General features: G+C 61.9%; 15 protein-coding genes. 4 read left to right on the plus strand and 11 right to left on the minus strand.

Annotated features, from left to right (window positions below):
* Nucleotides 1-121: 121 nt before the first annotated feature.
* Both AC1DUU_RS09600 and AC1DUU_RS09605 read left to right on the plus strand, forming a co-directional pair.
* Nucleotides 122-415 (plus strand): hypothetical protein, encoded by a 294-nt coding sequence (locus tag AC1DUU_RS09600; protein ID WP_476783191.1) that lies wholly within the window; start codon nt 122-124, stop codon nt 413-415.
* A 43-nt stretch (nt 416-458) separates the two neighbouring features.
* Nucleotides 459-698: a hypothetical protein gene (locus AC1DUU_RS09605; protein WP_476783192.1), complete on the plus strand. Its 240-nt coding sequence runs from the start codon at nt 459-461 to the stop codon at nt 696-698.
* Between the two features lie 116 nt (nt 699-814).
* On the opposite strand, the gene AC1DUU_RS09610 is transcribed toward AC1DUU_RS09605, so the two are convergent.
* The 4 genes from AC1DUU_RS09610 to AC1DUU_RS09625 form a co-directional block, all read right to left on the minus strand.
* Nucleotides 815-1,912, minus strand: coding sequence for a nickel/cobalt transporter (locus AC1DUU_RS09610; protein WP_476783204.1), 1,098 nt, complete (start codon nt 1,910-1,912; stop codon nt 815-817).
* 13 nt (nt 1,913-1,925) lie between these two features.
* Entirely contained in the window at nt 1,926-2,591 is a 666-nt protein-coding gene (locus tag AC1DUU_RS09615) for a DUF1007 family protein (protein WP_476783193.1), read from the minus strand.
* Nucleotides 2,592-2,666: 75 nt separating this feature from the next.
* Entirely contained in the window at nt 2,667-3,575 is a 909-nt protein-coding gene (locus tag AC1DUU_RS09620; protein ID WP_476783194.1) for a LysR family transcriptional regulator, read from the minus strand.
* Between the two features lie 4 nt (nt 3,576-3,579).
* Nucleotides 3,580-4,776 (minus strand): amidase, encoded by a 1,197-nt coding sequence (locus AC1DUU_RS09625; RefSeq protein WP_476783195.1) that lies wholly within the window; start codon nt 4,774-4,776, stop codon nt 3,580-3,582.
* A 548-nt stretch (nt 4,777-5,324) separates the two neighbouring features.
* Between AC1DUU_RS09625 and odc2 the strand changes: the two genes are divergently transcribed.
* Both odc2 and AC1DUU_RS09635 read left to right on the plus strand, forming a co-directional pair.
* Nucleotides 5,325-6,458 carry an ornithine/lysine decarboxylase gene (gene odc2 / locus AC1DUU_RS09630; RefSeq protein WP_476783196.1) on the plus strand — a complete coding sequence of 378 codons (1,134 nt, stop codon included), beginning with the start codon at nt 5,325-5,327 and terminating at the stop codon, nt 6,456-6,458.
* A gap of 99 nt (nt 6,459-6,557) precedes the next feature.
* Nucleotides 6,558-7,127, plus strand: a complete 570-nt coding sequence (locus AC1DUU_RS09635; protein ID WP_476783197.1) for a GNAT family N-acetyltransferase — start codon at nt 6,558-6,560, stop codon at nt 7,125-7,127.
* 781 nt (nt 7,128-7,908) lie between these two features.
* On the opposite strand, the gene AC1DUU_RS09640 is transcribed toward AC1DUU_RS09635, so the two are convergent.
* The 7 genes from AC1DUU_RS09640 to flhA form a co-directional block, all read right to left on the minus strand.
* Nucleotides 7,909-8,247: an SCP2 sterol-binding domain-containing protein gene (locus AC1DUU_RS09640; protein ID WP_476783205.1), complete on the minus strand. Its 339-nt coding sequence runs from the start codon at nt 8,245-8,247 to the stop codon at nt 7,909-7,911.
* A 124-nt stretch (nt 8,248-8,371) separates the two neighbouring features.
* A complete protein-coding gene (locus AC1DUU_RS09645; protein ID WP_476783198.1) occupies nt 8,372-8,917 on the minus strand; it encodes a hypothetical protein in 546 nt (181 codons plus the stop codon).
* Complete coding sequence (locus AC1DUU_RS09650) at nt 8,905-9,318, minus strand: hypothetical protein (RefSeq protein ID WP_476783199.1); 414 nt, start codon at nt 9,316-9,318, stop codon at nt 8,905-8,907. The genes AC1DUU_RS09645 and AC1DUU_RS09650 overlap by 13 nt, the downstream gene beginning before the upstream one ends.
* 3 nt (nt 9,319-9,321) lie before the next feature.
* Nucleotides 9,322-9,876 carry a rod-binding protein gene (locus AC1DUU_RS09655; protein WP_476783200.1) on the minus strand — a complete coding sequence of 185 codons (555 nt, stop codon included), beginning with the start codon at nt 9,874-9,876 and terminating at the stop codon, nt 9,322-9,324.
* 64 nt (nt 9,877-9,940) lie between these two features.
* Nucleotides 9,941-10,327, minus strand: a complete 387-nt coding sequence (locus tag AC1DUU_RS09660; protein ID WP_476783201.1) for a hypothetical protein — start codon at nt 10,325-10,327, stop codon at nt 9,941-9,943.
* Between the two features lie 2 nt (nt 10,328-10,329).
* Nucleotides 10,330-11,082 (minus strand): flagellar biosynthetic protein FliR, encoded by a 753-nt coding sequence (gene fliR, locus AC1DUU_RS09665; RefSeq protein ID WP_476783202.1) that lies wholly within the window; start codon nt 11,080-11,082, stop codon nt 10,330-10,332.
* A complete protein-coding gene (gene flhA / locus AC1DUU_RS09670; protein ID WP_476783203.1) occupies nt 11,079-13,169 on the minus strand; it encodes a flagellar biosynthesis protein FlhA in 2,091 nt (696 codons plus the stop codon). The genes fliR and flhA overlap by 4 nt, the downstream gene beginning before the upstream one ends.
* Between the last annotated feature and the right edge of the window lie 730 nt (nt 13,170-13,899).

The following is a 13,899-nucleotide window of genomic DNA, read 5'->3' on the forward strand; positions in this document are numbered from 1 at the left end:
CCCCGATGCACCGAATTCGGCAGTTACAATCCAGAAACAAAACTCTGCAAACCGGAAAAATACCCGACAAGTCGATCCGCGATAACAGCCGTGTTGCTTAACCACGGGTGCCGAAAACGACATGCGAAAGCTTGCGACCAGTTCGACGATCGTTCTGCTTGCAGCCCTTTCGCTAGGCGCGGCCAGCACCCAGCCGCAACCGAAGGGGACAATCAGCAGAACCGAACGTTGTGACAGGCTGCAACAGCAGTTCGCTCAAGAAATCACCGAACACGCAGAGGCAAAACGGGCCGCCGAAGCGAAAGCTCTTCAGAAAAAGGCGATGAAATTCTGTGCCGGCAAACAGCAGGCCCAGGGCATCCGCGCCTATGCGATAGCGCTGAAGATGCTTGGAGTGCAGCCGATCGAACCCTGATCGGCCAACTCAAACCAGGCCCTCGTGCAAAAGGAAACCGATTATGAACATCAACAAGCCCCTCCTGACCGCCCTCGGCCTGGCCGTTGCTGTCGCCTTCTCCGCTCCCGTTCTCACCGCAAGCTCGGCAAGCGCTGCCGGCTACACGGCTCCGGCTGCCGGCGCGGCGACTGCGAAACCACCGGTGAAGAAGGTTTCCGAGAAGAAGCCGACTCACAAGACCACCAAGAAGCACAAGAAGCACAGCACGGCGACTGCTACGCCCAAGAAGACCACGATGTAACATTCGACGCCACGCAGGACGTGGTTCGAACAAATCCGCCCTGGTAGCCGCAACTCCGGGGCGGATTTCTTTTGCGTCGGGATAAGGCAAGCGTTGCAGGCGAATGCCTGCAGACCTTAGGCGCTCAGGCTGGCCGCCAGCAATGCCAGGCCAAGCAGCATGACGAGTGCTGCGCCGCCGATTTCGATGACATTGTGGACGCGGTTGCCGACCCGGCCGTCGCCGGCAATCGCCACGGCCCAGTTCTTGGCGGTCACGGCAAGTACCGCCAGCGTCGAGACGGTGATCGCCGTTCCCAAAGCCATGGCGAAGACCGACAGGATCCCGCCAGCCCACAAGCCGTTGAGGAAGGCGAAGCTGAGCACGATCAGCGCGCCCGAGCAGGGGCGGATGCCGACGGCGGCGACCGCCGACCAGGCCGTGCGCCAGTCGAAATGCCTGCCTTCGAGCATCCTGGGGTCCGGCGCATGCGCATGGCCGCAGGTCGAGCAGACGAAGCCAGGGGCGTGAGCGTGGTGGCCATGGTCGTGATGATGCGCGTGGTCATGATGGTGGTCGTGTGAATGATCATGTCCGCATTTGGTGTGGTCATGATCAGGCCCATGCCCATGCCCATGCGAGTGCGCATGCGCGGCCGACAGGCTGTGCATCGGGGCGGCACCGGCAAAGCCGAATGCCATCGGTCGGAGCTTCTTCCACAAAAGCCAGGCGCCGAAGGCGGCGATCAACGCATAGCTCACTGTTTCCAGGAACCAGGTCGCCTTGGTCATCGACACTGACGTGCCGCGCAAGACGAGGAACACCAGCGTCATCAGYACGATTGCGGTGGCGCCCTGAAGGAAGGCCGAGACGAAGGAAAGCATGACGCCGCGGCGCAGCGCCACTTCGTTGGCGAGCATGTAGGACGAGATCACCGCCTTGCCGTGGCCGGGACCGGCGGCATGGAAAATGCCATAGGCGAAGGACAGGCCGACCAGCAGCCAGATGCCGCCGCTCTGGCCGTCGCGCATCGCCTTCAGCGAGCCTGTCAGTGAACGGTAGAATTGCTGCTGATGCACGTTGATCCAGTTGAGCACACCGGAAAACWGGCCAGTCGAGGGCACCACAGCTTCGTTGGTGCCGATGCCAAGCGAACTCTGCGCATGGGCCTGGAGGGCAAAATGGCTGAGCACGTAGCTGAGCGCCAAAAGTGCGAACACCAGGCGGATCGTCATCTTCTTCACTGCATCACCCCTTGGCTGGGCAGTTCAATTCCAGGCGCGTGGCAAAAATCTTGCTCATGTCGGTGCCCGATGGATCGTTGAAGAACGCCTCGGTCAGCTTGGACTGGTTCTGCGCAAGGGCTTCGTCCGGGTCGGGGCGAATGACCTGTTTTGTACAGATCGAAGGCAGGTTCGCGACGCTCAGGTTAGAGTCGTCGGTGAAATCGATCGCCGTATAGAAGGTCGGATCATAGACGCCGAAATCGATCTTGCCGGCGAGCTTCAGCGGCTCTTTCGGCTCGGTTTCAAACAGGATGATGAGCTGCTGGTCTTCGAAATTGGCGATCAGACCGGCGGGCGGCTTCATCGCGACATCCTTGCCGTCGACTGTCACGACCTGGAAGTAATTGTACTCGCCGATGGATTCGAACACCGTCTTGCCCACCTCCGCCAGCTCGGTGTCGTCGAGCTTGAGGTCGGAATTCTTGTCGAACTCCATCAAAACCGTGCTCGAAAACAGGTCGTCGAAACGCCAGAGGTGGCGCAGCGACTTCACACTGTTGTCGGGATTGAGCACGACGTCGAGCCGGGCCTCGGCAAAGACGTGCGGATGAACGCTTGCCGGCACGGTCATGGCCAGCAAAGCCGCTGCGGCTGTCGCCAGCATCGCCGTTGACGTTTTCAGAATCATTATACTGACGGTCCCGCGCTTTGGGTGATGCCGACAATTATCAGAAACCRGGCAAAAGTGGGACGCGTTCGACTGTTATGTCGAATGATCGCAAGGATTGGTCTTGAACCACTGGACCAGGAAATCGACGAAGACGCGGATTTTCGCCGGCAGATAGCGGCGATGCGGATAGACGGCGAAGATGCCGGCGCCGCTGAGCAGGCGATCGTCGAGCACCGGCATCAGCCGGCCGGCCTCGATGTCGGGAGCGGCGATGAAGTCCGGCAACATGGCGAAGCCGAGCCCCGCGACAGCCGCTGCGCGCGCCGCCATCGGGCTGTTGACCTCCATGGGCCCTGATACCGAGACGGTCATGGTGTCGCCTGTGTCGCTGGCGAATGGCCAGTTCGAGAGGTAGCGGCCGTTGGTGTCGATGATGCAGGGCAAGCCGCCGAGGTCTGCCGGGCGCTTTGGTATGCCGTGCTTTTCGATCAGTTCCGGCGAAGCGCAGACCCTGATCCCGAACGGGGCCAGCCGGCGCGCGATCAAGGACGAGTTCTCCAGTCGTGAAATGCGGATGGCGAGGTCGAATCCCTCCTCGACGAGATCGACGAAACGATCGTCGAGATGGATCTCGAGCACGATGTCGGGGTGCGCCTTGGCGAAGTCGATCAGCGACTGGCCGATCGGCGCATCGGCGAAGGTACGCGGTGCCGACAGCTTGACGCGGCCGCGAACGTCGCCAGAGGATTCGCGTACGGCATCGGCCAGGCTGTCGACCTCGCGGATGATCTCGGAAGCACGCCTGTAGTAAGTGTGGCCGGCCTCGGTCAGCGAAAACTGCCTGGTCGTGCGGTTGAGCAGCAGCGCACCGAGCTCGTCCTCCAGCTCGCGCACATATTTGGACAATAGCGCCTTCGAACGGCCGATCTTGCGCGCGGCGGCCGAAAAGCCCTCGGCCTCGACCACGTCGATGAATGCGCGCATGCGGGTCAGTGTGTCCATGCGGTCAGTCCTTTGATGCAGTCTTGAGTATCTTGCGTGCGAGCGCAATCAGCACAAGGTCGCTGCCGGCGGGGCCGAGCAACGACAGGCCGAAGGGCGCGCCGTCGACCGTGCCTATGGGCAAGGTGATCTGCGGGAATCCCGACAGGCCAGACAGGCAAAGCAGCATCAGCGCGCGCTCGCGATAGGCAAGAAGCTCCTCGTGCAAACCGTTGGCCAAGGGGGCCGCACCCGGCACCGTCGGCATGACCAGAAAGCCGTCGTCGCCCAGCAATGTTCCCAGCTCGTCGCGGACGGCATCACGCTTGGCGCTTTCTGCCTGATAGGCAGTCGCCTCGATGGCCGAGCCGAACTCGAAGCGATCCCTGACGCCTTGGGTAAGGCCGCGGTCGCCTGACGATATCCAGGCGCCATGTTGCTGCCAGGCCTCGTAGGCCTGGATCTTGCGGAAGCACCAGTAAAGTTCGTCGGGTGAGAAGGTGAGGGGCGCTGCATTGGAAATCGTACCGAGTGCGCTTTCGGCTTGCCCGCGCATCCGCTTGTACTCGGCGGCTTCGGCAGGCCCGGTCGGCAATTGGTCGAGCCAGTCGAGCGCCAAGGGCCGGTCGAGCGCGCCACGATGGGCGTCCGTGCCGATCAAAAGCTTCGCCACCTTCTCATAGGTGTCGATATCCTTGGCGAACCAGCCGAAGGTGTCGAGGCTGGGCGAGAGTTTCATGGCGCCGTCGAGCGAAATCAGGCGGTGTGTCGTGCGCAGGCCGATCAGCCCGCAAAAGCTGGCCGGTGCCCGGATCGAGCCGCCGGTGTCGGAACCTATCGCAATGTCGGCAAGTTTGCCGGCCACCGCGGCAGCCGACCCAGACGACGAGCCCCCGGTCACGCGGTCAGGTGCCGCCGGATTGATCGGGTAGGGATAATGCCCGTTTTGACCCATCAGCGAGAAGGCGAGTTCGTCGGTTTGGGTCTTGCCGACGAATCGCGCGCCGGCATCGAGAAGCACTTGAATCGAGCCGGCCGTCTTAGGGGCCGGATGAGCGCTCGCGGCCTTTTGCGGGTTGCCGCAGCCGGTTGGGTAGCCGGCGACATCATAGATGTCCTTGATCGCCAGGGTCAGCCCCGCCAGAGCGCCGGATTCCGTATTTGGAACAGGCACTTGCGGCAGGTCGAGAAACGCATTGAAGGGGCCGGACGCGCTAGTCATTGTTCGAAGCCCGTTTACGATATCCGCAACATTGTTCGACGTATGAATTTTTTCAACCCATCATGAGATTTTAATTGATTGTGACAGGCGCGGTGCATATATCCCCGCTTGCCCAAAGTCGCACGTGCCTGTGGGTGTCCGCCGATCCCTCGAATGGCGAGGAAATCGGTAAGGTAACTGGAGCTAACCCCTCCAGTCGATTTAGCGGCCAACCGCAAAATCGAGGACACCTTGAAGCAACGACGGTGCGGGCCTTTCTGGTTCTCTTCCGGCTGTCCAAAAGCCGGGGTTACTGAAGAGGCACACCTTCATTGCCGGCAGTGCGGAACGGGTTCTCCCATTTCCAAGCCAAGGCAGACAAAGCGAACCGAAGCCGGGCTGGCCTAGGTTCACCGCCGCGTGAAGCGCATTTATGGTTCCAGGGTCTCCACAGGCTGGTTCCATCAAATAGCGGTCATGTCTTTGTCCACCGTGGGATACCGCGGCCGGGAACGGCCGTCCCACAGCTTGATGATTTTGCGCGGCAGGACCGCGCGATGGAGAGACCTATGGCCACTCAGCGCATCCTCGACTTCCTCGCCACCCGACGCCCGTCCGGCCCTTGCCTCGTCCTTGACCTCGATGTCGTGCGCGACAATTTCCACGCCTTCGAAAAGGCGATGCCGGAATCCAAGATCTATTATGCGGTGAAGGCAAACCCGGCGCCCGAGATTCTGCGCCTGCTCGCTGCCATGGGTTCCTCCTTCGACACCGCTTCGGTCGCCGAAGTCGAGATGGCCATGGATGCCGGCGCGCCGGCCGAGCGCATCTCCTTCGGCAACACCATCAAGAAGGAGCGCGACATTGCGCGCGCCTACGAACTCGGTATCCGGCTGTTTGCTGTCGATAGCGTCGAAGAGGTCGAAAAGATCGCGCGTGCGGCTCCCGGCGCCCGCGTTTTCTGCCGCATTTTGGCCGACGGCGAAGGTGCCGAATGGCCGCTGTCGCGCAAATTCGGCTGCGTGCCGGCAATGGCCGTCGACGTGCTGCGCTATGCCAAGTCGCTCGGGCTCGATGCCTGCGGCGTGTCGTTCCATGTCGGCTCGCAGCAGGTCAATCTCTCGGCCTGGGACCGCGCGCTGGCTGACGCCAAGCAGGTGTTTGCAGCTCTGGCCGAGGAGGGCATCGCGCTCAGCATGGTCAATATGGGCGGCGGCTTTCCGACGCGCTATCTGCGCGACGTGCCGGCAGCCCAAGCTTATGGCCAGGCCATCTTCGAGTCGCTGTCCAAGCACTTCGGAAACAACATTCCGGAGACGATCATCGAGCCGGGTCGCGGCATGGTCGGCAATGCGGGCGTCATCAAGTCCGAGGTCGTCTTGATTTCGAAGAAGGCCGACAACGACAATGTGCGCTGGGTGTTCCTCGACATCGGCAAGTTCAGCGGTCTCGCCGAGACGATGGACGAAGCCATCCGCTACCCGATCGTGACGGCACGTGACGCAGACGAGAAGTCGCCATGCGTGCTCGCCGGCCCAACCTGTGACTCGGCCGACGTCATGTACGAAAAGACGCCGTACCCGCTGCCCTTGTCGCTGACCATCGGCGACGAAGTGCTGATCGAGGGCACCGGCGCCTACACGACGACCTATTCTTCGGTCGCCTTCAACGGCTTCGAGCCTCTCCGATCCTACGTGATCTGACGGCTCGCAAGAGCCGATCAGATCATCCCGGCGCGGGCGCATCGGCGCCCGCACGGGCTCGCTTGTGGAACAGTTATCCGCTCGTGAAGGATCGCGGACATGCATATCGAAAAAGAAATCACCAACTCCTCGCCCGACTTCATGGTTGTGGCCGAAACATTCGCCGAMATGCCGGCGCGTGAGGCTTTGCTCGACCGGGCCATGGGCCTGAAGCGGCGCAAGAAGTCGTCGGAGAAGCTGCGGCGTGGCCGTCGCCCATCCGAGGGCCTGGCGCTGATCGCGCGCAATTCCGAAGGCTCGGTCGTCGGCACGGTCCGGCTGTGGGACRTGCGCCTGGGCGAGGGCGGTCCGGCAGCACTGCTGCTTGGCCCTCTCGCTGTCGATCCGTCGATGAAAAGCGGCGGTATCGGTTCGGCTTTGATGCGCCAGGCGATTGCTGAAGCTGGCCGCCTTGGCCACGGCGCCATCCTGCTGGTCGGCGACGCGCCTTATTATGCGCGCTTTGGCTTTTCGGCTGAAAAGACGGGCTCACTTTCGATGCCTGGACCTTACGAGCGCGACCGTTTCCTGGCGCTCGAACTTGTGCCGGGCGCCCTCGATGGCACCAAGGGCGTGCTGAAGGCCGCCGGTCGCAAGCTCAAGACAGAACGCGCCCGCATGGCTGCCTGATCGGGCGCCGGGAGCAATCCCGGCGCCTTGACATCACGCCTTTGGGGCGGGTGGAAAACAGATTGGCGACGGCGCCATGGCAGTATTTGCCGCGCAATCGATCATTGGCTGTGCTCGTGGCAGCCGCGAGGTTCGCGGTGGGTTCGAGTCGTTTGCGGCACCGAACAGGTCGTTGGCGCAGCCAGTCAGAGATGCCGCGCAGAGTATTGCCGTCACCACTGCTGCGAGGCGGCTTCGTTTCACCTTCAACTCCAGATCGGGCTTTGGGAGATTGCTGCAAAACGCCGTGCCCCGTGTGAGGCACGGCGCTCAGACATCATTGCTCGTTTATGTAATACCGGTCATCGCCATGGCGTGGCCGCCGACTGTCGTAGCAGTCGGGGTGCCGGTACCGGTCAGGTCCGCGCGAGCAGTCGACCGGCTCGGCAAATGGCGGGCGGGGCGGGCGGGGCGGACGTGGTGGCATGGGTGGCACTGGTGGGCGCGGGTGATAGCGCGGGTAGTCCCCACCATGGCGCGGCGGATAGCGCGTGTCGTCCCAGCGCGGCGGGCCATAACTATCGTCCATGCAGCCCGCGAGAGCCGCCGCACATAGGGTCACAGCCAAGGCAATCAATCGATTTCGATTCACATGATACTCCAGTCGCATTCAGTGACCGGAGCGCTGTGGGCGCCAATGATTACCGCGGCATTACGCGGTGGTGCTTATGTAATTTGCTATGCAAAAAGGCCCGGCTGTGACACCGGGCCTCTTTCGATGGGATGATTTCAGGTTAGTCGATCAGAGCAGCTGGCTCAGGCTCATGGCGACAGACATGTCGCCCTCAACCTTGATCTTGCCGGTCATGAACGCCATCGTCGGGTTGAGATCGCCTGCGATCAGCGACTCGAGATCGTCGAGCGACAGCTTGATGGTGCAATCGGCCGGTGCGTCGGTTGTCGAAAGCGTTGCGCCGTCGATGACGATGACGCCGTCGCTGCCGGTGTCGAACTTGATCGAGCGGTCGAAGCCGGAGCTCTCTACCTTCGCCTTGATCTTGTCTGCGACTGCCTGAATGCTCATGGCTCTCTCCTGGTCTTTTCCTGAAAGGCGCTGCGCGCCCGGCCYCCCTGGACCAATCCGGACAAAGCCGGCCCGCGTCACAGGTCTGTATTGCCTATAGCGGTCAATTGACGTTTACGTCAACGTTGAATTAGCGCCGCGAACTGGCGACTACGGCAGCCCGAATGGGCTGCCAGCCGTTTCAGTGTGCCGTAGCAGGGGTCGTTTCAGGCTTGGCGGATTCTGTAGCAGCGGCGTCCGCGGCTGAGGAGCGCTTGCGGACCGCGTTGTCGCGGACATCGTCGGGGGTCAGGAAATCGATCTGCTCGACCATCACTTCGTGCACCAGCTTGGAACCGATGCGTGCATTGATGCTGTCACGGATACCGTTTCGAAAAGCATCGAGGTCGAGCTTGTCGTATTGGGTGAAGTCGATCTGCGGGTTGCCGTAGAGATAAGAATAGACCTGATCGACAAGCAGTGCGTCCATCGGCACCGACATCTTGGCGACTTCCTTGGGCTCGACGGTGTAGACGAGGCGCGTGAGGAAATAACCATGCACGCGCTCGCCACCGAGCAGCGGCACCGAGATCACGTCGGTCTTGACGTAGTCGAGGCCGCCAAGCATCGGCTGCTTTGTATCATCTGCCGGCAGGTTGGCGGCGGCCTGGAACGAATAGAAGACCGCGCCGAGGGTCACGACGACAATCCATAGCGCCGCCGCGATGAACTTGATCACCGGGCCCATCCGAATTCGTTGGCCGAATAGGTGCCGTCCGCTTCGGAGCGCTGGATGGCGTCGCGGAGCAGGGCGGCGACTTCGCTGACCGCGCTGAGATGGGCGAGGATGGCGCGCTCATTGGCGACCAGCTTGTCGCGCAGGCGCTCGACGCCGACCTTGAGCTCGCTTGGGAACTCGCCTTCGACCAGGCCCTTGGTGGCGCGGGTCAGTTCATAGAGATAGCGGCTCTTGCGTGCGTTCGACGCCTTGATGTCAAAATGGACGTCGGTGCGGATCGCGGTGGTTTCTTCCTCGACTGCATCTTCGATGCGGCTGATGATGGTCGCGACATTGCCTGGCCGGGCGGTGGTATCGGCGAGATCGGCAACTGCCGGAAGGTTAGCCCTGTATTCGGAGAGATCCGACATATCTTATCCTCTACGATTGGTGTCAGTGACGGAGGCGGCTTTGTCGCTTCCAAGCGACTGGACCATCTTCCGCTGCATTTCCTGGATGAGCGCAGTCGCTTGGCTCGTTTGTTCGTTGAGCGCGGCTTGATCGGGGCCGCCGGAGACGCCGCTTACCGGCACCGCCTTTTCGTTCTGGATGTAGTGGTCGCGCATCACGGCTTTGGCGATGCCGATGCCGCCGGCCTCAGCCGTCTGGTTGGCGAGGTGTTCCGCCATCATAGACTTCCACATGTCGCCGGCCATACCCTTGYCGTACACGCTCTCGGTGTTCTTCGGCATCATGTTTTCGATGAAGGTTTGCAGCACCATAGCCTCGAACTTCTTCATCGAAGCGTCGGGCGATGCCTTGTCGGGCTGGCGCGAGATGCCGCCGGTAACGCTGGCCTCGGTGAGCGAGAAGGTTCCGGCGGGACCCGCCGTACGGTTGGCGAGTGCCGTGCGCGCGGCCTGGATGCCGGCTGGATCGACAGCCTTGGCAACGTCCAGAACGATGTCGCTGGGTGGGGAGATGGCCAAAGCTGGCTCGCCTTTCCGGGGTTTGTGTTACCACTGATTGTGGCGGGTCAAGCTTGTGGCAACCTTACTTGTCGTCATTGGGCTTTCTTTCAATGATCTCGAGCCGTTCGCGGTCAGCACTGTCGCGCTCGTCCTGGCGCCGCACATCGCGATAGGCGCGCTCGACCATGTTGGTGCGGGCAGTGGCCGTGGCGATTTTTCCGACCTCGACATTGGCAAGGCCGAGATTGAGCTGCTGCCTGTCGATCGCCGCCGAGATGCGCCGGTGATAAAGTTCCGGAAACAGCTGCGATATGCCCTCGGTGCTGTCGAAGCTTCGCGCCAGCGCTGTCACCTCGGTTTCGGCGGCGATCGCCTGGGCGACAAAGCCGGCATGGCGCGTCTCATGTAGCGCCTTGAGCTGCTCCTGCACCACGACCAGTTTCTTCAGGCGATCCCTGCGCGAAGCCATGGCTATCTCCCCACAGTGATGTCGACGAAACCGTCGGCAAACAGGCTGAGCATGGTCGTAATACCGAAATACATCAGGATCAGCCCGCCAGCGACGACGAAGGGCAGCGAGATGAAGTAGACCGGGATCTGCGGGGTCAGCTTGTTGACGAAGCCGATCGTCAGGTTGACCAGGATCGCATAGGCGATGAACGGACTGCCGAGCCTGAGCACCACCATGAAGCTTTCGGACAACGTGTCGGTGACATCGACCAGGGCGGCCTGTGGATTGAAGAACATGTTGACCGGCGCGACCTGGTAGGAGGCAACCAGCGCGCGGATGATCTCGTGGTGGAAATTGAAGGCGAAGAGCAGGATCAGTGCCGCGATCGAAATGATCGAGGCAAGCGGGGCCTGCGGCTCGTTTTCTTCGATGGCATGGCCGCCGACGCCGCCGAAACCGACGAGCATGGCGATGGCCGAGCCCATGAACATGAGCGCCAGTATGTAGAGCCTGGCCATCAGGCCGATGAGGCCGCCGATCAGAAGTTCGGACGCGATCATCGGCATCAGCACGCCGGGGCGCGGATCGACGAAGGGAAATATCTGGTCCCACAGATGAGCCAAAAGCCCGCCGGTGGCGGCGACCGCGACGAACAGCCTGACATGCATGGGCACGCGCACGCTCGAAATGCCGGGCATCAGCATGAAGCAACTGCCGATGCGGCAAAAAGCGAGGAACCCCGCAAGGACGAAGCCCTGCGCTGCAGCATTCATGAGACGGTACCGAGCACGCGCAGTTCGACGCCCTTGGCGATCTCGACATGGCTGAGCACCGGCAGTGTCGGGAACAGTCGTTCGATGATCATGCGGACATAGGGCCGGGCGTCGGGTGCTGTGACGATGACGAAACGCTCGCCGGTCTCGAGATGCGTGCGGATCGCCTTGGATGCATCCTGGCCGAATTCCTCGAGCTGGCGCGGGTCGATGTCGAACTCGCGTATGTCGCCCTTGGCGTCGCGCTTGAGGCTCTGGTGGAAGGCGAGGTCCCAGCGGTTGCCGAGACGCAGCACCTTGAGCACGCCGCCCTCGCTCAGATCGCCGCAGATCTGCTGCGCCATGCGGATGCGGACATGCTCGACGATCTGCTCGGTGCGGCGGACATGCGGCGAGATTTCGGCGATGGCCTCGATGATGAGGTGGAGATTGCGGATCGACACGCGCTCTGCAAGCAGCAGCTTGAGCGCCGCCTGCAGGCCCGGATAGGTGATGTGCGAGGTGCAGATCTCGTCGGCGAGCTTGCGGTATTCGGGGTCCTGGCGTTCGAGCAGCGCCTTCATGTCCTTGTAGGACAAAAGCTGCGGCAGGTTGTTGCGGATCACTTCGGAGAGATGGGTGAGCAGCACCGACATGTTGTCGGCGAAGGTGAACTGTTCGCGCTTCAGATCTTCGGAGAAGGAATCAAGCACCGAAAATGCGCGCATGCCGAAGGCCGGCTCGCGGACTTCCTCGCCTGGAATGTCGGGCAGATCGCGGGAGCCGAGCAGCACCATGATCTCGCCGACACGCATCTGGTATTCGGCGACGACGGTGCCATGGATCTTGATCTGATAGCTCTTGGGCGGGATCGAGAAGTCGTCGGTCATCCGCACTTCGGGAACGACGAAGCCGTATTGGGTGGCGAACTTCTTGCGCATCTTTGACATGCGGAAGGCGAGTTCCTGATGGGTGGCGAGCAGGCGGGTTGATAGCTGCTTGCCGATCAGGAGTTCGATCTCGGCGGTGGCGAGCGATGCCTTGACCGAGTTTTTTTCCTCTTCGACCTTGTCGGCTGCGACCTGCTCCTTTTCGGCGTCGGCTTCGGCGACACGGCGGTTGTGCCGCATCGGGATGACATAACCGAGTGCTGCCATGCAGGCGGCAAGCGAAATGAACGGGAACATCGGCAGGCCCGGCATCAAGGCGAGCAGCAAAAGCAGGCCGGCCGCGACGTAGAGCGCGCGCGGATATGCCCCAAGCTGGCCAAACACCGCCTGGTTGGTCGAGCCACGGGTGCCGCCCTTGGAGACGAGCAGGCCGGCGGCGAGCGAGACGATGAGCGCGGGGATCTGGGTGACCAGGCCGTCGCCGACCGACAGCTTGATGAACACGTCGGCTGCTTCGCCCATGCCCATGTCGTGGCGGAAATAGCCGATGGCGATACCGCCGACGATGTTGATGGCGGTGATCAACAGGCCAGCGATAGCGTCGCCGCGGACGAATTTCGACGCACCGTCCATCGAGCCGAAGAAGGAGCTTTCTTCTTCCAGTTCACGGCGGCGCAGCTGAGCTGTCTTGTCGTCGATCATGCCGGCGGAAAGATCGGCGTCGATCGACATCTGCTTGCCGGGAATGGCGTCGAGGGTGAAACGCGCGCCAACCTCCGCGATACGCGTCGCGCCCTTGGTGATGACGATGAAATTGACCACGATGAGGATCAAGAACACGATCAGGCCGATGACGAAATCTCCCGACATGACGAGGTTCGAGAAGCCCGAAATGACGTAGCCGGCGGCATGCGTGCCTTCGTTGCCATGCGACAGGATCATGCGTGTGGTGGCAATGTTGAGCGACAGCCGCAGCATCGTGGCGATCAGGAGGATCGTTGGGAATGACGAGAAATCGAGCGGGCGCTGGATCCACAATGCGACCATCAGGATCAGCACCGAAATCGCGATGGAGAAGGCGAGGCCGATATCGATCAGGAAAGCCGGGATCGGCAGGAACAGCACCGCCAGGATGATGACGATGCCGATGGCGAAGAAGACGTCGCGTCCGCTCTTGTTCGCCGTGCCTTCGCCCGAAATGGTTTCGCTGATCGCCATTGATGCTTCCGATCGAATCCCGCCGCGAGCCAATGCCACGACGCATCGACCCTATTGCGCCAAGCTTGCGCGAGGGTGGGAGCTTTCCCTCGCCCCTTTTACGGGGAGAGGGTGGCCCGAAGGGCCGGGTGAGGGGCAGGGCAGACCTTTGCGAGTTCGCGCCGCCCCTCATCCGCCTGCCGGCACCTTCTCCCCGTAAACGGGGCGAAGGAGCCAAGCTTATTCACCGCCACGCCCCGTTTCCGGTCTGGCCATTGTCAAAGAGCACTCCCTTGCAGGAGGTAGTTCGGGAAGCGGGGCGCGAGGCCGTGCCTTCCGATAATGATTTTATGGCGCGACGTTCGCGCCCCGCCCGGTGTTCTTGCCCCGCTCAGTCGCCTCGGCTTTCACCGCCAGCCGCCGCAAGGCCCGGGCTTGGGGGCTCATCACCCAGCAGGAGAACCGACCTCCTGCCAGCCCGGCACCGGCGCTTCCCCCCGAGCCCGGTGCGCACCGGGGTCCCGTGGAAGATCGCGAGATAATGATACGGCAGGTCGGAGGGGCGTGGAAAAATGCGAGTGGCTATCCACGGTGGGTGCTGACAGATGGTGACAAGAGATGTTTGCCTTACGAAGCCAACCTTCCCTGTCTCATTCCTTCGCACCCCCCTCTGGCCTGCCGGCCATCTCCCCCACAAGGAGGGASATTAGTCACGTCCKCGGCGGCKCKCATCCTGCAACGTCTTAAGGAC

This window comes from Aminobacter sp. P4_H6_2 (assembly GCF_056400805.1).

Coding starts and splice junctions, on each gene's coding strand:
- AC1DUU_RS09650 (WP_476783199.1), bottom strand. CDS start 9,318: ATGTCGGATCTCTCCGAATACAGGGCTAACCTTCCGGCAGTTGCCGAT.
- AC1DUU_RS09625 (WP_476783195.1), bottom strand. CDS start 4,776: ATGACTAGCGCGTCCGGCCCCTTCAATGCGTTTCTCGACCTGCCGCAA.
- AC1DUU_RS09620 (WP_476783194.1), bottom strand. CDS start 3,575: ATGGACACACTGACCCGCATGCGCGCATTCATCGACGTGGTCGAGGCC.
- AC1DUU_RS09600 (WP_476783191.1), top strand. CDS start 122: ATGCGAAAGCTTGCGACCAGTTCGACGATCGTTCTGCTTGCAGCCCTT.
- fliR (WP_476783202.1), bottom strand. CDS start 11,082: ATGAATGCTGCAGCGCAGGGCTTCGTCCTTGCGGGGTTCCTCGCTTTT.
- AC1DUU_RS09645 (WP_476783198.1), bottom strand. CDS start 8,917: ATGGGCCCGGTGATCAAGTTCATCGCGGCGGCGCTATGGATTGTCGTC.
- flhA (WP_476783203.1), bottom strand. CDS start 13,169: ATGGCGATCAGCGAAACCATTTCGGGCGAAGGCACGGCGAACAAGAGC.
- AC1DUU_RS09605 (WP_476783192.1), top strand. CDS start 459: ATGAACATCAACAAGCCCCTCCTGACCGCCCTCGGCCTGGCCGTTGCT.
- AC1DUU_RS09660 (WP_476783201.1), bottom strand. CDS start 10,327: ATGGCTTCGCGCAGGGATCGCCTGAAGAAACTGGTCGTGGTGCAGGAG.
- AC1DUU_RS09615 (WP_476783193.1), bottom strand. CDS start 2,591: ATGATTCTGAAAACGTCAACGGCGATGCTGGCGACAGCCGCAGCGGCT.
- odc2 (WP_476783196.1), top strand. CDS start 5,325: ATGGCCACTCAGCGCATCCTCGACTTCCTCGCCACCCGACGCCCGTCC.